Below are 19341 nucleotides of genomic sequence, written 5' to 3' on the forward strand. Positions count from 1 at the left end.
AACTAGGATAACACAAAAACAATTTGAAAAACCAAATTCTGTCTAAGAAGTGTTTTTTGGTTTTAAAAGTTCATTTTTAATTGATGCGAGATTCCAGAAAGGGAATTATATCAAACTGAACAAGCTCAAATACCGGAGTTTTATAACTTCTTCTGCGATCAGTAGTTGCAGTTGAAGAAGTGATCACAACTACCGTTTCAAGTTCGGGAATTATAAATATATATTGTCCACCGCTTCCCCAGGCAAAGAAAGTCTTGTAACCTCCAATTGATTGGTTCCACCATTGGTAACCATATCCATATGGATTGTAGTTACTGTAGGTATATGTACCGAATGACTCACTAACCCAATCTTTTGAGACTAGTTGTTCGTCACCATATCTTCCATTATCGAGCATTAATTGACCGATCTTGACCAGATCAGCAGGTTTTAAAGCAAGGTTATTACCACCCATATAATTTCCCTGTGGATCTTTATCCCAACCGCCCACACGAATGTTCATTGGACCGAACAAGTATTTTTCAGCAAAAGCTTTTGTAGATATTCCGCTCGCTTTTGTAATAATGACAGACAACAGATGAGAAGTCCCGGTACTATATACCATTCTTCCGTCTATTTGAGATACGAAATCCTGATCCAGAGCATATTTAACCCAATTATCACTAATTACCCAAGCTCCGTAGTTACCCGAGCTGGTTGACCTCAAACCTGTTTGCATAGTGAGTAAATTGCGGATGGTAATAGATTCTTTAAGGGAATCCGGGTTTTCTTCGAAATACTCAGGGAAATACGTTTTTATAGGTTCTTCGATGGAAGGGATAAATCCTTTTTCAATGGCAATTCCGGTTAGTAAACCAATAATGCTTTTTGAAGCAGACTTAATATTAAAAGGATGGCTTAGATTCCTCCCATCAAAGGATTTTTCTGCTAGTCTTGTACCCTTTTGTTGAATTATAAGGGTGCGAACCCGTTCAATTTGATCGGCTTTTTGGAAAATGGCATTCAGATCAGATCTTTCTACAGACTGACTTTTCAGTTCCGTATTCACGAAAAAGCAGAACCCCAAAAGGAGAATGTTTATTTGTAAATAAAATTTAGTTCTCAGAATTTTTTTCATTGAATCGAAATGTAATCGGTATGCTATGTTCTTGCGGAGCACCAATATGATATAATTCCCATTGAGAATCATAATTTTGGATTCGGTCTCTCAGAATATTTACCAGATCTTCAGAACTGCCATTATCAGAATCCCAGTTGAATGTTTCAACCCGAAATTTAAGACTCCTTTGTTCTCCATTCACGTGAATATCAAGGTTAGCAACTTTTTCAACATTTGGGATCGTGAATTGAACTCTTACGTTTTGCATGATCATTCCTCCTCATAGGGATTGTTTTCGGTGACAGCACCATCCTGAAGATTGATGATCCGATCTCCATAGGATGCCATTTCATCAGAATGAGTTACCTGAATAATAGTAACTCCGTCTTCTTTGTTTAATTTCTTAAAGGTTTCCATGATCTCTTTGCTTTGATCTGAATGCAGATTACCGGTTGGTTCGTCAGCTAAGATGAGTTTAGGGCTTCCGATCAAAGCTCGTGCTACTCCAACCAGTTGTTGTTGCCCACCGGAGAGCTGATTAGGAAACAGATCTTTTTTTGCGACAATATTAAAACGATCCAGCATATCCGCGACCATACTTTTGCGCTGACTTCCTTTTACTTTTCGATAGAGGAGGGGCATTTCAATATTTTCATAAACAGTAAGCTCGTCAATCAAATGATACGCCTGAAAAACAAAACCTATATAAGATCTGTGATACTCTGATTTCTGCTTTTCATTCAGTCCATGAACAGGTTCATCCAAAAAATAATACTCACCTTCATTGGCATCATCCAGAAAACCAATAATATTAAGCAATGTGGATTTTCCGGCGCCACTGGGACCCATGATACTTATAAAATCACCTTCAGCGATATCCAGATCAATTCCTTTAAGGATGAAGTTTCGCTGAAGTCGTTTGTCGATGTATCGGTCTATGTTTCTGAGTTTGATCATAAATTATTTATTCATTTCTAAGATTTTCTACGGGATTTTGGAGCGCTGCTTTTACCGATTGCCAGCTTACAGTTGTTAAGGCTATTAAAAGAACTGTTAATCCACCGTATAAAAAGGGAAGAGCATCAAGGTCAATTTTGTAACTAAAACCGGTAAGCCATTGATTACTCAAGTACCAAGCAACTGGTGCAGAAATTGCAAATCCACAAATAACCAATAGAACAAAATCTTTGGAAATCAGAACCAGAATATTCTTAATAGAGGCTCCGAAAACTTTTCGGATTCCAATTTCCTTAATCCGTCTTTGTGCTACTAATGCAGACAAGCCGAAAAGCCCAAAACAAGCCAATAAGATAGAAGCCATAGATGATATTCGGATAATACGATTCCAACGAATCTCTTCATTATACTGACGTTGAACCATATCATCCATAAAAGCCAAATTAAAGGCTTCTTGTTCTGCAATGGAATTCCAGAGTGATTTCAGATTAGAAACCGTTTCCGACATTCTATCTGAAGAAAGACGAACGAGGATAGTACCGGGATTTTGGTCACCGGTTTCAATATGTTGAAGAACCATTGGCTGAAGTGGATCGTACAGACTTTTAAAATGATAGTTTTCGATAACCCCAATTATTTTTTTTCCGTCAAATGGTCCAACCCAGCCCTGATTTTCAGGTTTATCTTCAAGGATTTGCCCAATCGGATTATCCCAACCCATAGCGTCAACAAAAGCCTGATTAACAATTATCTCATCAGAAGGAAAGGTATTAGCTTGTTTTGAAAAATTTACTCCGGTCAGTAATTCGATATCCATTGTTTGAAGATACTGAGCATCAACAGCCTCAGAAGGGATTCCGTCTCCAAGTTGTGTAAGTGTTGTGGATGACATCATTTGTGCCATACCAATATCAACTATTCCATATTCAGAAAAATCTCGGTATTCTCCGGCGGTTACTGAGGTTGAAAGTACACCCGGAATTCTTTCTGCTTCAGTAGAATAAAGTTGTCCGATTTTCAACGCATTTTGGAGCTCAGAATTAATTTCTACAGCAACTACATTTTCAGGATTAAAGCCCAGATCTTTATTCAGGATAAAATTGATCTGACCTTGCATCACATAAGTGCCTATCATAAGGGTTATTGCAAGCCCGAATTGAACGACTATAAGTCCTTTGATCAGCATTGGGATTTTTTGTGCAGATCTGTCATCTGAAAAAAGAGAGGTGGCATTTTTTCCTGAGATCTTTACAGCAGGATACAAGCTAGTGATAAGAGTCAAAATTATTAAAAGCCCAAGCACTGATATCCACAGAACTGGGTCAGAAATAAGGCTGAGGTCAAGTTCTTTTTGAAACAAAACATCGGAAAAAGGAGCTAATAATTCAGCTAAAACTATTCCAAGGATAATTGCAAAAGAACAGGTTATAAAAACTTCTCCGATAATTTGAAATTTAATTTGATGTCTGATGGCTCCTACAGTTTTTCGAATACCGATCTCGTGATATCGGGAAGTGTATCGACTTAAAGTAAGTGACATGAAATTGATTCCTGCAATCAAGAGAATGACGAGAGCAATACTCCCAAGAATGAGTGAGTATGTTTTGTTCGAGCTTTGTGTAACCCCGGAACGATAGTTTTCATTAAAATACACTTGTGATAAAGGCTGTAGTGCATATTTAATCTGATTTCGTTCAACCCAACTATTTCCATAATGGCGTTCCAGAAATGCCGGAAACTTAGCTTCGAGATCTTTTTTAGTAGCATCTTCTTTTAATGTGATCCAGGTTTCCAAAAAACCGATATACCAACTTTCTCTTAAGGTTTTTTGTTCTTTTGCTGGAGCACTACTTATTTGATTTTCAAAAGGAAGTAAAAAATTAAATTGAATGCTTGAATTAGCAGGAACATCTTTTGCGATTCCTGCAACCATAAAATCCTTGGGTTCGTCTCTCAAACGGATTGTCATTAATTCACCAACTGCGTTTGTTTTTCCGAAGTACTTATTTGCAGCTGATTCCGTGATCACAATATTGTCGACATTGCTAAGAGCAGTTTTTGAATCTCCATAGATCAGCGGAAATGTAAATTCAGAAAGGAACTCAGGGTCTGCAAGCTTTATGGGTTCTAATATATATTTTCCATCTTTTAAGAACTGGGCACTTCCTCCGGAGATATTAATAAGAGTTTTAATTTCCGGGAATTCTTCTTCCAAAGCTATGGATTGAGGGTAGGGATGGACTGTGTTATGTCTAATCTCATTATTTCTGGAATTAACCGTCTGTTCCGTAAGTCGATAAATAGAATCATTATTAGTATGAAAATTATCATAAGACCATTCAAAACGCACATACATGATAAGGATGATACAACAACAAAGACCGATAGCGAGTCCCGATAAACTAATAAATGAATCTATCTTGTATTTCTTAAGATTACGCAGTGCAATTTTGAGATAGTTCCTAAACATAGTGTTATTCTTTATTCACTTTTTAATGACTTAACCGGGTCCATTAATGCCGCTTTTACTGTTTGAAAACTTATGGTAGCCCATGCAACAAAAAGAACTGTTAAAGAGCTGAACAGGAACAGCCAGATACTGACATCAATTCGTTCGGCAAAATTATTCAACCATTTTGAGGTGGCAAAGTATGCTACCGGAAACCCGATACATAAAGAGATGAAAACCAAAACTGTAAATTCTTTACCCAATAAACGGACAATATCCGTGACCTTTGCTCCTAGTACTTTTCTAATTCCAATTTCTTTAAATCGTTGTTCAGTACTATAAGATGCCAGCCCGAATAATCCTAAGCAGGCAATGAACACTGCCAGTACGGCAAAAATGTTGAAAATATTACTCAGTCTGGTTTCAGAGCGGTAAAGTGCGTCAAAGGTATCATCTAAAAAAGCGTATTCCATCGGTCTTTCCGGATTGAAAGCAGCCCATTTCGACTCCAGATCCGAGATAACAGATTGCAGATCATTAGTTGAAAGCTTCAGAGCCAGATAATCATGATAATAAGTTCCCTTTAGTACATGAATAATTACAGGGTCGATGGATGTATGAAGGGAGTTGTATTGGAAGTCGTCAACTACTCCAATTACTTGACCTTTTTTAGAAACTTGATCTGCCAGCCAGTATTTTAAAGTAAGTTCTTCTCCTACCGGGTTTTCCCAATTGAATTTATTCGCAGCCGTTTTATTGATGATGAATGCTGAAGCTTCATCCGTTCCATATTCTTCTGAGAAATTTCTTCCTTGTTGCACATCTATTCCCAATGTGTTCAAATAGCCGAAATCAACCGTCAGTGTTTGTAAAATAGAAGAGTCTGCTCGATTGCTTTCAGGAATAACTGTAAACCCATGAATACCGGAAGCTATTCCCGGAACTCCTGAAGCGGCTGAAACACTCTTAACTCCTGGAACAGTCAATAATTCTTGTTTTAAAGAATTTGCATTGATCTGATCGGAAGTTTCGCGCATCTGAATCATGAGAACTTCTTCCTTATCAAAGCCAAGCTTAGAGTTTTTTAAAAAATCCAGTTGTTGTGTTACTATAACCGTTCCAAAGATCAAACCTGTTGATATGAAAAACTGAAAAACGACCAATCCACGTCTAAAAAAGATACTGGAAAAGCTTTGTCGGGCTTTCTCTCCTTTTAAACTTTGTATTGGCCGAAATGATGACAGATAGAAGGCGGGGTAACTTCCGGAAATTGTTCCCACAACCAAGATCAGTCCAATAAATACAACAATAGGTTCCCAACTACTGAATAGAGAAAACTCAATGGATTTTTCTGCAATAATATTAAAGTAGGGAAGTACAGCTTCAACAATGAATACCGCTATAGCCAAGCTAAGCGTCGTCATCAATAAAGACTCGCTTAAAAACTGTCTGATAAGTTGGCTTTTTTCAGCTCCAAGGGTTTTGCGCATACCAACTTCTTTTATTCTTTTCATAGAGCTGGCGGTAGCAAGATTCATAAAATTGATACAAGCAATGATCAAGATAAAACCGGAAATAGCTAAGAATATATAGATGTATGTTATATCGAAGTTTGAAGAAAGTTCATTCTGAAGATTGGATCTCAGGTGAATATCAGACAAAGGTTGAAGTGAAAAGGCATTCATATAGCTATTGTCTTCCCCATAATACAGAGATGAAAATTCAGGGAGATATGATTCAATTTTATCTGCTGTATTTGGATCAGAAATCTGTGCGTACGTATACATTGGAGGGTAATACTTTACATTGTACTCCCAAGGTCTTAACGATTTTAAGCTCTCATACGATATCACATAATCAAAATTGATGTGCGAGTTAGAGGGTGAATCTTCCACTACTCCTGTTATCTCAAAGTCGAAAACATTTCTGGTATCTTTGAAACTGAGTGTTTTTCCGACAGGGTTTTCATTTCCAAAAAACTTGGTAGCCACGGATGAAGTTATCACCATTGTTAACGGCTGATCAAGGGCGCTTTTTTCATCGCCTAGCAACATTTTAAACGAAAACATTTCCAAAAAGGAGGAGTCAGCTAAAATGATCTTATCTTCCTGAAATTTCTTGTTATTCGGTCCGGTCACCAGTCCTGCGACAGGGTATAGGTGAGTGATATTTTCAATTTCCGGGAAGGAGTTTTTCAATGATGGTGCTAATGCAGAAAAAGTACTGGCATATGTTTCTTCTTTTCCTTCAACTTCCATGGTTTCTACAACACGATAAAGTTCATTGTAGTTATCATGGAACTTATCATAAGAAAGCTCATTAGTCACATATAGTGTAATTATTATACAACACGCCAAGCCTACTGATAAGCCTAAAACGTTTAGCACAGCGTAAGATTTATTACGGACTAAGTTTCTCCAGGCAATTTTGAAGTAATTTCTAAGCATGGTGATACCTCTCTATTCGCTTTTTAATGATTTAACCGGGTTTGTCAGAGCTGCTTTTATGGATTGCCAGCTAACTGTAATAGATGCAATCAGGATGATTCCAATTCCTGAGATAAGGAATACATCAAATCCGATATTGGTCTTGTAAGTAAATTCCTTGAGCCATTGCTGCATAATGAAGTAACCAACCGGAGCTGCAATTAAGAAACTGATCAGTATCAATTTGAGGAAGTCTTTTGAAACCAAAGAAACTATACCCGATACGCTGGCTCCCAGAACTTTTCGTATGCCAATTTCTTTAGTTCTTTGTTCAGCACTGTAAGCCGATAGTCCGAACAGACCAAGACAGGCTATAATTATTATCAAGACCGAAAAAGCAAAAACCAGATTACTCACTCTGTTTTCCGTTCGGTACATCCGATCAAAGCGCTCGTCCAGAAAAGAATAATTGAACGGTTGACCGGGAGCCATCTCTTTCCAGGAATTTTCAAGTTTGGCTAGTGCGGTTCCTGCATCCTGAGAGTCAATTTTAAAGATAACATTTCCTCTACTGTTACCTTTGAAAAGGCCAAGAGGAGCAATATTTTCCTTAAGCGATCTGAAATGAAAGTTCTTAACAATTCCAATTACTGTAAACTCGAGTAAGTTTTCGGTGTCAAAACTTCCATCAGGTCTTTGAGTGAAAGTTGTAATGACTTCACCTAAAGGCTCTTCAAACCCGAAGCGATTGGCAAGAGCTTCGTTCAGGATCACTGTGTTTTCATCAGCTCCTCGGTCTTCAGAGAAATTTCGTCCTTCAATGATCTCCATTCCTAAAGTAGGGATATAATCAGTGTCTACACGCCACACTTGAGACGAAGAAGTATTTCCCTGAACAGGATCGTCCCCTTTAGGCCAAAAGGTTTGATCGTTCATTGAAAAACCACTGACCGGTAAATAGCTTGAAATGGTAGCATTTTTGAATTCGGGCTCTTTCAGTAATTCTTCTTTATACACATTCAAATTGGTGTCCAGTGTATATGCATCGTGGATAATTACAGTTTGTTCTTTCTGAAATCCTAACGATTGATTTTGGATAAAGTCTAACTGCTTATTAATTACCAGTAATCCAATAATTACAACCAAAGAAACACTAAATTGAAATACAACCAACAGACTTCTGAATCTGCTTGTACCTTTATCTAATACACCTTTTAAAACTTTTATAGGTTGAAATCCTGATAACATAACAGCGGGGTAGCTTCCGGATAATAATCCCGTTAGCAAAACAATTCCTGCAATTGAAAGAATCAAATTAGTGTTTGAAAAGTAGTTAGATATAAGGTTGGTTCCTGAGAGATTGCTAAAGAAGGGCAGAGTAAGTTCCACTATCAACAGAGCAATCAGAAAAGAAAACAAGCAAAGAAGTATAGACTCAGTAAAGAATTGAGTAACCAGTTGTTTTCTAACCGATCCAAGTGTTTTACGAATTCCAACTTCTTTAGCTCTTTTTACTGAACGTGCCGTTGATAAATTCATGAAGTTGATACAGGCGAGTATCAGGATAAACCCGGCCAGGCCTGAAAAGAGGAAAACGTATTTTATGTTTCCATTTGGCTCAAATTCTGCAACTAGATCTGAGTATAAATGAATATCAGTAAGGGGTTGCAGTTCATATTCAATACTGTTCCCAGCTTCCTGAAAATCTTCAAGAGTATTTCCGGTAAACTGAATAAGCTGAGGTTCTATATAAGTTTTTTTGATGCTTTTAAAATTCTCTTCAAAAGCATTTAAGTCGGTTCCTTCTTTAAGCAGTAAATAAGTTCTGAAGTTATTGCTAATCCAGACGCCGTTATTTGCCTCATCTGCATTAGTTTCCATGGAAAGAAGAAACTCGAAATTGAAATGAGAAGTCTCAGGCATATCTTCATACACTGCAGTGATCTCAAATGTTTGATCATCATCCAGCAGAAGGGTTTTACCAACAACATATTCCGTTCCAAAATACTTTAAAGCTTTTGATCTGGATAAGGCTAATGTGTAGGGTTCTAATAATGCAGTTTCAGCATTGCCATGAATTACCGGAATTGTGAATACATTAAAGACGGATGGATCACTGAATATGATATCGCTTTCTTTGATATTTATGTCACCGGAGCGTACAAGGAATTCTCCTCTGGGACGAAAACGCACCATATCCTCTACTTCTGTGTAGTCGTTTCTCAGAGTTGGTCCCATGGGAGCTGAAGTAGTAGCTAACTCTAAATAACTACCTGAAAAATCAATAAAGGAGGCCACACGAGCTATCCTGTCCGCTTTTTTGTGATGCTTGTCGTAGCTTAATTCGTTGTTAACATACAAAAGAATAATGATACAGCTGGCTAAACCAAATGCCAGTCCTACTATATTTATGAACGAGTAGCTCTTATTATTCCAAAGGTTTCTAAGTGTGATCTTCAGGTAATTTCTAAACATAATGATTCCTATTCGCTTTTTAGAGATTCAATCGGATTTGCAAGTGCGGCTTTGAGCGACTTATATCCTATGGTTAATACAGATATCAATAAGATTCCCGAAAGTGCGATCAGAAAGATTCCAATTCCAAGCTCAATTTTATAAGCAAATTCTTCAAGCCAGTTTCTCATCAAATACCATGAAATAGGGGCCGCAATCACAAACGAAATTCCAGTTAAAAGAGCCAGTTCTGTTCCAAATAATTTTAGAATATCCAGTAGGTTTGCCCCCAGTACTTTTCGAACACCTATTTCTTTGGTTCTGGTTGTAGACATGTAAGAAACAAGCCCAAATAGTCCCAAAGAACCAATTATGATTGCAATTAAAGTAAATGCATTCATAATTTTTGCTGTACGTTGTTCATCTTCATACATGCTTTCTATCGATTCATCCAGAAATGAGTATTCAAATACCAAATCCGGGAACGCTGAATTAAAAGCTCTTTCGATATCACCCAAAGCTTCTTTAGTTCTGGAGGTGTTAATTTTAACAGCTGAGAGAAAGAAGCTTTTTCTGGGAGCCAATAAAACCGGAGCCAAATCTTCATGTAAAGATTGAGTATTAAAGTCTTTAACTACTCCAACAATAGGGGCCTCTGTTCCCCACATGGAAGTTGTTTTACCGATCAAGCCCGATAGGTTATCCCCATACCCAACTTCTTTTGCAAATGACTGATTCACTATATAAGCGTTAACAGTATCGGATGGTTGTATATTTGTACCGGCCAGCAAGGTGAGTCCATAGGTGTCAATAAAATTTTCATCAATGAATTTGACTTGGCCAGAATTTTCGTGCCTAATGGAGTCTTCGGTCATTATATAATTTCCACCCCAAACACTGTTGCTTGTTGTTCCGGTGTTGGAGAAGCTGACATTTTGAATAGTAGTTTTATTCATTAATGAGCTTTTGAAAACATTAAGAATCGGCATATCCTCATTTTGGATGGGAACCTGAACAACAGCTTCTTTTTCAAAACCTAATTCCTGATCTTGAAAATATCTTATTTGTGAAGCCATTATTAGTGTGCAAATAATCAAAATCTGAGTAATGGTAAATTGTACAACGATCAATCCTCTTCTTAAAGTTAGCCCTTTCCCATAGTTTGACTGAATTTGTTTTCGGATGGCTTCTATTGGATTAAAATTGGAGAGATGTTGAGCCGGATACCAACCCGCAAGCAAAGTTACCAACGGGAATATTGATACAATAAATAGTTGTAATTCAAAATTAGATAAGAAGTTCATCTCAGGAGAAAATCCTAAAACAGGGGATATGTTTTGAAGAACAATCTCTGATAAACCAACCCCAAGTACTAAGGCTATGAGAGTTATAAAAGCTGTTTCTCCAAAAAAGTGAAGCATTAATTGAGATTTTGTTCCTCCTAAGGTTTTTCGTAATCCTACTTCTTTCGATCTGCTTACAGCTATTGCCGTATTAAGGTTTATGAAGTTGATACAAGCTGCTATAAGTAAAAATAGACCAATTATACCAAGAGCAAACAACATGCTTTTTTCTATAACGCGTCCATTATAATTACTGAAACGGCTGTCAAAATGAATTTCGGAAAGAGGTTGTAGAAAGAGATCTAACTCAGCAGCAACTTCCTCGTTTCGGTATTTTACGATCAGTGCTTCGAGTTGTTCATTGATTTGCTCTTCGGTAATGCCGGACTCCAACTTGACGTAAGTTTGCATCGAGCTTGAGTTACTTCCCCAACTAGGATTTTCAGCAGTTTCTCCATTTCTATCCATAGTTGAATTAGCTCCAATAAATGTGAAAGGGAAATCTGAGTTTTCAGGCATATCCTTAACTACGCCTGTGATTTCAATATCTGCAGCTGTACCGCCATTAAAGACTACTGATTTACCTACAACATCAGTTGTGCCAAACAATTTCATTGCAAAACTTTGAGTTACAACAGCAGTATTAGGATTTTTAATAGCAGTTTCAGGGTTTCCTGATAACCAGGTATAAGTTAAGATGTTGAAGTAGTCGGGATCAGCAAAAGCGAAATCACTTTCTTTTAATTTCTTAACAAGATTGCCGTTGTCGTAATATGATATGATCGGTTCGTTAGCAAGGTTATTAAAAACTAAAGTAGAATTCTCAATACCTGTAACATCATTTCTAATAGCTTCGGCAAGGGGATATGGACCTCCCCGATAGTAAACACTTTTTCCGAATTCAGTTTCGTGTCTAACCACTCGGTAAATTCTATCGGAATCGTAATGCCATTTATCAAAACTGAGATCGAATTGAATGACCAGAAAAATGACAATAGCACAGATTATACCGAGTGTAAGTCCGCCAACATTGATGAAAGTTTGGCTCTTATTCTTTAAGAGATTTCTAAACGCAATTTTGAAATAATTTTTAAGCATAATCTATTCCTTATTCAGATTTAAGGCTCTTAACGGGATTCAAAAGAGCGGCTTTATAAGCAACTATTGAAATGGTGCCTATTGAGATTAGAAAAATGATTGCGCCCGCTATTACGAATTCTAGCATACTTATTGGAACACGGTATGCAAAGTCTTCTAGCCAATCTTTCATGAGAACATAAGCGATTGGCCATGCAAGAAGGTTTGAGATAATAATTAGTTGGGAATAGCTTTTAACAAATGCCCAAATGATATCAACAACATTTGCTCCCAATACTTTTCGAATGCCAATTTCTTTCATTTTTTGATTTACAGCAAAAGCAACTAAACCAAGAATACCAAGACAAGAAATGATGATTGCTAGTGTTGTGAAAATCGAGAATAGCTGGAGAAACTTTTTTTCAGCGTCATATAAAAGTGAAATATCATCCTGTAAAAATGAATATTCAAAAGGCACCCCATTAGAAAATGTATTCCAGGTTCTTTCTAATCCAGAGATAGCGGTTTCTAAATCTTCTGCACGCACACGTACGGCTAAATTATTAAGAGGAGTTGTTTGCTCTGAGGAAAGCGAAAATACAACGGGCTGTATTTCATCGTGAAGTGATGTAAAATGGAAATCTTTAACCACTCCGATAATTTCTGCATCTTTACTTCCCCATTCATTTCCTGTAAACGTACTTCCTACCAATTTAGAACCTACCGGATTAGTAAGATTAAGAAAACGAGCTGCCGCTTCATTTATCAAATAAGCATTTGTTCGATCAGAAATTCTATCTTTAGAAAAATTTCTACCTTCGCTAATTTCCGCTTCGATGGTTTCAATAAAATCATCATGAACAACAATCGTTGGTATGGATAGGTTTTCATCACTCCCGTTAGTTCTATAGGGTCTCCAGTTGGTAATTCTACCGGGCAACGGGTTATTGGTAGCAGTAACACTAGAAACCCATGATTCTTTTATCAACTCTTCTTTAATTTCTGTGAACCGATTGGCGATTTCAGAATTTTGGAAGGGGATAACCAGAACTTGTTCAGGATTAATTCCAAGATTTTTGTTTTGAACAAACTGAATCTGTTTGGATATTAGGATGGTACTCACCAGAACGATTGCCGAAATACTGAATTGAAGCGTTACTAATCCTCTTTTTAATAACTCTCCACCTCTATTAGACCCCAGACTGTTCGATTTAAGAGTTCGGATAATAGATAGTCTAGATAGCCAAAATGAAGGATATCCACCTGAAATAAGACCGATAACAAGTACCGAAGCAAAAATTACGAAGATTAGAGGGAGGTCATTGGGGAAAATGACATCAATACTTTTACCGGTAATTTGGTTGAAGAAAGGAATAATGATTTCTACTGAAATTAGAGCTACTACAAAGGCTATTGTAGATATAAGTAGCGACTCACTTAAGAATTGCTTTTTTACATGCCCTTTTTCGGCTCCTAAAACTTTTCTTATACCTACTTCTTTAGTGCGGTTAAGTGACTGTGCTGTAGCTAAATTCATATAATTAATGGCAGCAATTACAACAATTATAAATCCTATTGCGCCAAAAATATAAACGTAGGTCAAATTTCCATTAGCTTGAATTTCATTAACAAGATTAGACTCGAGGTGGATCTTTGATAATGGTTGAAGGGAAAACTCAGCATACTGGGCGATATCTCCATATTCTTTGAATGTGCTATCCCAATATTTATTTAATTCCTGCTCAAATACTTCAGGAGATATATTTTTATCGAGAAGTATGTATGTGTAATGACTGGTTCCGCTCCAATTATCGCGTACCCAACTAGGATATTGATCATGTATGGTTTCCGATGAAATTATCATACTGGCACTAAAGTGAGAGTTGGATGGAGTGTCTTCCATAATTCCAGAAATAGTAATAGGAATACCATCCATTTCTATGACAGAACCAATTGGGTTATCATCGCCAAACATTTTTTGGGCGGTAGATTGAGTAAGAACGGCTTCGTTGGCAACTTTAAAGAGATGTTTTTTATCCCCTTCGACTAATGGGAATGAAAAGACATCAAAGAAACCACTATCAGCAAAAACAATATTTTCTTGATGTATGTTTTCACCATTGATAAGAAAGTTAGAATTATTATTTGGGCTTATCCTAACTGCTTTTTCGACTTGTGGAAATTGAAAATCAATTTGAGGCCCCAATTGGTAAGTGGTTAATGCACTTTCTACTCTTTTCTGTTCTCCGCGATCATAAGAACCGGTAACTCTATATAATCGATCTTTATTTTCATGGAATTTGTCATAACTCAGCTCATCTTGTATAAAAAGAAGAATGAATATGAGTGACGTAATTCCAATAGCTAAGCCAAAAATATTGATAGCAGAGTAAGCTTTATTTTTTTTGAATGATCTGAAAGCAATTTTGAAATAATTTTTAAGCATAATGTTTTCCTTATTCGGATTTGAGGCTCTTAACCGGATTTACCTGTGCAGCTTTAATAGATTGGATGCTAATCGTTATCCAGGAGATAGAAATTGCGATTGCTCCTGCTAACAGGAACGTCCAAAAACCTATATCAGCTTTGTAAGCAAAGTCATCCAGCCAAACACCAATTGCATACCAGGCCATCGGTACAGCTAAAAGGATGGATACAAGTACAAGGATTGTAAATTCTTTATTAACTAAAAGAGTAATGCTTGCAGCAGAAGCACCAAGAACTTTTCGGATACCAATCTCTTTAACTCTTCTTGAGATCATTAGCGAAGCGAGACCAAAAAGACCGAGGCAAGCAATAATAATGGCAAGAGCTGAACCTGATATTGCTATTTTTTGTAATCTCTCTTCCTGTCGATATTGGCTGTCAATAGAACTATCCAGAAATTGAAAATCAAATGGAGCTCCGGGTGAAACTGCCGCCCAGGTTTGTTCCAATTCTCTGATCGTTTGGGGGATATTGTCGGAGCTTATTTTTAATGAAATCCTAGGTGAAGGAGAGTTAAAAAATCCAATATTTGCAATACCACTTAATAGCAAAGAAGGGTTGATAGACAAAGCTAAAGGTTCAACAGCAGTCCGTAAGGATTGATAATTGAAGTTTTCAACTACACCTATGATCTCGTGGTCTTCAAAATTACTTCCCGGAAGTTTTTTGCCAATTGCATTTTTCCATCCATAATCATCTACCAGAGCCTGATTTACAATAATAGCTCTGCGCTCATCAGAAGTGATTTCATCGGAAAAACTTCTACCTGCTAAAACTTCAATCCCCATCATATTCAGATAATCAGCATCAACAAAATTGATATTCATTCGTCTTGTCTGTTGATCAGCATCTTTAAAATCAACTCCAATCCAACCTTGCTGTGCAGGAGTGTAAATGGAAGAAGCCAGATCCATAAAATTTGAATTCCCGGAGATTTGACTTTCAAGGAGTTCCTTTTTATGAGCAGATTCTTGCGTAATCCTTGAAAGTCCCATCTGCGGTCCAAGTTTGAGATCAGTCTGCAGGATCACTACTTGTTCTTTTTGGAAGCCCAGATCTTTTGAACGAAGGAAATCCAGCTGCTTATTGACCATAAGAGTGCAGGCGATCAGAAAAATGGAAATCGTGAATTGAAATACAACCATTCCTTTTCTGAAAAGGCTTTTATCTCCTTTTATCTGAAGCTTGCCTTTGAGTACTTCAATAGGTTTAAAATTTGACAGAACAAGAGCCGGATAAATACCGGCAATTAAGCTGATGAAAAGAGCCAAACCTGAATAGAGTAGAATACTGTCAATACTTAGCTGAAGTGAAAGCTGTGTTCCGGAAAGTTGATTGAAAAAAGGAAGCAAAATCTCAGAAATAAGAGCACCCAAACCGACTGAAAATACAGTCATCAACAGTGCCTCTCCCCAAAATTGGTACATAAGATGATGCCGTTCTGCTCCAATCGTTTTTCTGATCCCGACTTCTTTCGCCCTTGAAGTAGATCTGCTTATGGACAAGGTCATAAAATTGACACAAGCAATAATTAGTATTAAAAGAGCAATAGCTCCTAAAATGTAGGAGTAGGTCGGATCACTTACGGAAGCAATTCCAACCGGAAATTCTGTATTTAAATGAATATCAGTGATAGGCTGGAGCCCAACTTCATATTCTCCTTCATTATAATCCTCACCAAGTGCCTGCTGCATCATTGCAGGGAACTTTGCTTTTACAGAAGATAAATCAGCTTGATCATTTAGAAGCACGTAAGTTTCAGGAGTAACGCTGTACCAATTCAGTAGTGAGTTTGGGTTTAGAATCGTCTTAGCCTTTTCCATTGGGATAAGCAATTCGTATTGAATACTGGAATTAGTTGGAGGCTCTTCTATTATCCCGGTAACAGTAAATGCTTGGAATTCACCTCCCATCATTATTAAAAGAGTTTTTTGTAATGGATCTTCATTCTCGAAGTATTGGCTTGCCAATTCCGGTGTAAGTACAACTTCATTCAGCCCTGAAAAAAGCTGTTCAGAGTCGCCTCTCAATAGTTCAAAATCAAAAATGGAAAAGAATTCCGGGTCTACCGCTTGTATTGAAGTTGAAAAAGACTCATCAGATTCAGATCGTTTAACAAGATCATTGAATACATATCGTCGGGCTATTTGTTCAACTTCAGGTATGCTTTGCTCAAGAGTAGGTTTCAATACAAATGGCGTCACTGTATTGAAATAAATATCACCTTCCCCATAGTCTTCCAATGTCCATGCACGATATATCCGATCTGATTTGGAGTGAAACTTATCAAAACTCCATTCATTTGTTGTATAGAGCAGGATCAACGCACAGCAAGCAACTCCTAAAGCCAATCCTGAAATATTGATAAAGGAGTACATCTTTTGTTTGAAAAGGCTACGAAGGGCGATCTTTATATAATTCTTAAGCATGGCAGATTCCTTTAATAGTTTTAGACGTGAAAGCCTTCTTGCATATTTTCAGTAACTACATGTCCGTCAAATAAATGAATTACGCGCATCGCATAGTCCGCATCGTGTGGAGAGTGAGTTACCATTACGATTGTCGTTCCTTGCTCATTTAATTCTGCAAGCACTTTCATTACTTCATTACCGTGATCGGAATCCAAGTTACCGGTAGGCTCATCGGCAAGGATCAGTTTAGCATTTGCTACAACTGCACGGGCAATGGCTACACGTTGTTGCTGTCCACCGGATAGTTGTTGAGGAAAGTGATTACGCCGGTGCATCATACTCATTCTTTCCAGTGCTGCTTCTGCTTTTTCTTTTCTTTCGTCTGATGACATTCCCAGATAGAGAAGAGGGAGTTCCACATTTTCGAACACAGTAAGCTCGTCGATCAGATTAAAGCTTTGAAAGATGAATCCGATATTTCCTTTGCGAAGCTGAGCACGTTCTCTTTCCGTTCTGTTAGAAACATCATGTCCCAGAAAATGATATTCGCCGTCACTGGGATTATCCAGCAAACCCATAATATTCAGCAAAGTGGATTTTCCACAACCCGAAGGACCCATTATGGCTACGAATTCACCTTCTTTGATCTCGATATTCACGTTGTTCAAAGCAGTTGTTTCTACTTCTTCTGTTGAGTAGACCTTTTTTAGATTTCTTGCTTGTATCATTGTTTTCTATGTTTTTATTAAAAGTTATGTAAGGAATTTGGTTTAGTGTGTCTTACTTGGTTAAAGCAGTCAGCTTTTAGCGGACAGCTAACAGCTTTAACCAATGAATTATATTGACTTATGAAGAATTTCAGAGATTTGAAAGTATGGGAGAAATCACACAAAGTAGCACTGCGTGTATATGAGCTTACTACAAGCTTTCCAAAAGAAGAGATATATGGACTCGTGACACAGATGCGACGCTCAGCATCTTCAATTCCAACAAATATTGCTGAAGGTTGTGGCAGAGGGAGTGATTCCCAGTTTGCATACTTCTTAAACATAGCACTTGGCTCTGCTTCAGAACTGGAATACCAAATTATTTTATCAAATGACCTACGGTTTGTAAGTGATGGTAATTGCCAAATAATTCTTGATGAATTAATAGAAGTAAAAAAAATGTTGAGCAAATTATATATAGCAGTTGGGAGAAAATGAGGAGGAAAAGCTAACAGCTGATAGCTAACAGCTGTTAGCTTTTTTGAAAAGTCTTTGGGTGATTCATTTTGGCAATATTTCTTTTTCAGAATGCTCATTGCAGTTCAAGAACCTCATTATCTCCAAAAGTGTCATAGCTTGATGTAATTACTTTATCACCAGCTTCTAATCCCGACAATACTTCGTAATACTCAGGATTCAGTCGACCTAATCGAATATTCTGTTTTACTGCTTGAGTACCATCTTCATTAAGCTTGAATACCCAATTTCCTCCCGAGGTTTGATAAAAACCGCCTCTTGGGAGAAGCAAAGCATTTGAGGACTCTCCAAGTTCTAGTCGGATTCTTGCAGTTTGACCTCTTCTTAATCCGGACGGCGCCTCATTCACAAATTCCATATCAACCTGAAATTGGCCATTATTGATAACCGGATAAACTTTCGTAATAACCAATTCATTGGTTTGGCCGGCAAAATTGAAAGAGCCTTCCAGACCGGTAGTAATTCTGGACAAATGAAATTCATCCACACCAACTCTGATCTTATAATTATCTAAAATGTCGACCTGTCCAATTCTTTCGCCTCTGTTTATTGATTGACCTTGTTGTAATTCTACAGTGGTAAGTTGTCCGTTAATTGGAGCAGTCACGATCAGATTTTCAAGAATAGCCTGAACTCCATCCAGACTTCTGAACATTCGTTTTTCAGATTCATCAAGTTGTCTGAGTTGCGATCTTGTTTGAACTGAATCACGTTTAAAGGACTCGGAGCTTATTTCATATCTCTTCTTCTGATACTCATAATTTTCTTTAGCCTGTTGAAATTCCTGTTCAGACGTGAGGTTTTTCTCGTACAAAGATTTTTGTCTTTCAAATTCAGGCTTAGCAAGGTTCAATTGATTTTCTACACTGATCAATTGTTCTTTCAACCGAAGGTTATTCTGTTCCAGATTTAAACGGGAGTTTCTGACGTTGTTTATCTGATCATAAAGGCTTGCTTCCTGCTGAAGTACACTTAGTTGGAGAGCAGAATTTGTTAAAACAGCGATGGTGTCACCTCTTTCTACATTGGTTCCCGATTCCAGATTAACGGATTTGATCACACCGCCTTCCAGTGCATCCAGAAAAATGGTACGAATTGGTTGAACTGTTCCAGAGACCTGAATAAACTCCTGAAACGAATTTTCAGCAACAGTGGAAATAGTCAGCTTTTCTTTTTCGACATTGAGTGTGGATCTGAAATCCATATAAGCAAAGCTGTAGATAGTAAATCCAATGAAGGCTAAAACGATAACAATTAGACCAATCCTTTTAGGCGTCCACTTTTTCTTTTCAATTTTCTTGTCCATTCCCATGGGCTGTTCTTAAACTCTTTTAAAGATGAATGTTTTTCTTTCCTATATAATGTCAACTACTGTGCCAAAGCATCAGAAACTC

Annotated in this window: 12 protein-coding genes; 1 reads left to right on the plus strand and 11 read right to left on the minus strand. The window is 37.4% G+C overall.

All coding sequences use genetic code 11. From position 1 onward, the window contains the following. Positions 1–76 precede the first annotated feature (76 nt). The 10 genes from A8B79_RS00155 to A8B79_RS00200 are packed head-to-tail and all read right to left on the minus strand — an operon-like array spanning position 77 to position 17431. Positions 77–1048: a serine hydrolase domain-containing protein gene (locus tag A8B79_RS00155; protein ID WP_161485118.1), complete on the minus strand. Its 972-nt coding sequence runs from the start codon at positions 1046–1048 to the stop codon at positions 77–79. A gap of 46 nt (positions 1049–1094) precedes the next feature. After that, complete coding sequence (locus tag A8B79_RS16105; protein WP_161485119.1) at positions 1095–1367, minus strand: hypothetical protein; 273 nt, start codon at positions 1365–1367, stop codon at positions 1095–1097. A gap of 2 nt (positions 1368–1369) precedes the next feature. Next, complete coding sequence (locus tag A8B79_RS00165) at positions 1370–2056, minus strand: ABC transporter ATP-binding protein (RefSeq protein WP_066216372.1); 687 nt, start codon at positions 2054–2056, stop codon at positions 1370–1372. A gap of 7 nt (positions 2057–2063) precedes the next feature. Beyond that, positions 2064–4526, minus strand: coding sequence for an ABC transporter permease (locus A8B79_RS00170; RefSeq protein WP_076782501.1), 2463 nt, complete (start codon positions 4524–4526; stop codon positions 2064–2066). Between the two features lie 11 nt (positions 4527–4537). Continuing rightward, complete coding sequence (locus tag A8B79_RS00175; protein ID WP_066216376.1) at positions 4538–6952, minus strand: ABC transporter permease; 2415 nt, start codon at positions 6950–6952, stop codon at positions 4538–4540. A gap of 12 nt (positions 6953–6964) precedes the next feature. Beyond that, complete coding sequence (locus tag A8B79_RS00180; protein ID WP_066216379.1) at positions 6965–9406, minus strand: ABC transporter permease; 2442 nt, start codon at positions 9404–9406, stop codon at positions 6965–6967. Positions 9407–9414: 8 nt separating this feature from the next. Further along, complete coding sequence (locus A8B79_RS00185; protein WP_066216382.1) at positions 9415–11826, minus strand: ABC transporter permease; 2412 nt, start codon at positions 11824–11826, stop codon at positions 9415–9417. Positions 11827–11836: 10 nt separating this feature from the next. Beyond that, on the minus strand, positions 11837–14251 hold the full coding sequence (locus A8B79_RS00190; RefSeq protein ID WP_066216385.1) for an ABC transporter permease: 2415 nt from the start codon (positions 14249–14251) through the stop codon (positions 11837–11839). 10 nt (positions 14252–14261) lie between these two features. Then, entirely contained in the window at positions 14262–16721 is a 2460-nt protein-coding gene (locus A8B79_RS00195) for an ABC transporter permease (protein WP_066216388.1), read from the minus strand. 20 nt (positions 16722–16741) lie between these two features. Further along, positions 16742–17431, minus strand: a complete 690-nt coding sequence (locus A8B79_RS00200) for an ABC transporter ATP-binding protein (protein ID WP_066216391.1) — start codon at positions 17429–17431, stop codon at positions 16742–16744. Between the two features lie 120 nt (positions 17432–17551). On the opposite strand from A8B79_RS00200, the gene A8B79_RS00205 reads away from it, so the two are divergent. Continuing rightward, a complete protein-coding gene (locus A8B79_RS00205) occupies positions 17552–17908 on the plus strand; it encodes a four helix bundle protein (protein ID WP_066216394.1) in 357 nt (118 codons plus the stop codon). Between the two features lie 94 nt (positions 17909–18002). Here the strand turns inward: A8B79_RS00205 and A8B79_RS00210 are convergent, their stop codons facing one another. Continuing rightward, positions 18003–19253 carry an efflux RND transporter periplasmic adaptor subunit gene (locus A8B79_RS00210; protein WP_066216858.1) on the minus strand — a complete coding sequence of 417 codons (1251 nt, stop codon included), beginning with the start codon at positions 19251–19253 and terminating at the stop codon, positions 18003–18005. Between the last annotated feature and the right edge of the window lie 88 nt (positions 19254–19341).

This window comes from Balneola sp. EhC07 (genome assembly GCF_001650905.1).
GTDB lineage: Bacteria > Bacteroidota > Rhodothermia > Balneolales > Balneolaceae > Balneola.

Coding starts and splice junctions, on each gene's coding strand:
- A8B79_RS00205 (WP_066216394.1), top strand. CDS start 17,552: ATGAAGAATTTCAGAGATTTGAAAGTATGGGAGAAATCACACAAAGTA.
- A8B79_RS00175 (WP_066216376.1), bottom strand. CDS start 6,952: ATGCTTAGAAATTACTTCAAAATTGCCTGGAGAAACTTAGTCCGTAAT.
- A8B79_RS00200 (WP_066216391.1), bottom strand. CDS start 17,431: ATGATACAAGCAAGAAATCTAAAAAAGGTCTACTCAACAGAAGAAGTA.
- A8B79_RS00170 (WP_076782501.1), bottom strand. CDS start 4,526: ATGTTTAGGAACTATCTCAAAATTGCACTGCGTAATCTTAAGAAATAC.
- A8B79_RS00180 (WP_066216379.1), bottom strand. CDS start 9,406: ATGTTTAGAAATTACCTGAAGATCACACTTAGAAACCTTTGGAATAAT.
- A8B79_RS00195 (WP_066216388.1), bottom strand. CDS start 16,721: ATGCTTAAGAATTATATAAAGATCGCCCTTCGTAGCCTTTTCAAACAA.
- A8B79_RS00165 (WP_066216372.1), bottom strand. CDS start 2,056: ATGATCAAACTCAGAAACATAGACCGATACATCGACAAACGACTTCAG.
- A8B79_RS16105 (WP_161485119.1), bottom strand. CDS start 1,367: ATGCAAAACGTAAGAGTTCAATTCACGATCCCAAATGTTGAAAAAGTT.
- A8B79_RS00185 (WP_066216382.1), bottom strand. CDS start 11,826: ATGCTTAAAAATTATTTCAAAATTGCGTTTAGAAATCTCTTAAAGAAT.
- A8B79_RS00210 (WP_066216858.1), bottom strand. CDS start 19,253: ATGGACAAGAAAATTGAAAAGAAAAAGTGGACGCCTAAAAGGATTGGT.
- A8B79_RS00190 (WP_066216385.1), bottom strand. CDS start 14,251: ATGCTTAAAAATTATTTCAAAATTGCTTTCAGATCATTCAAAAAAAAT.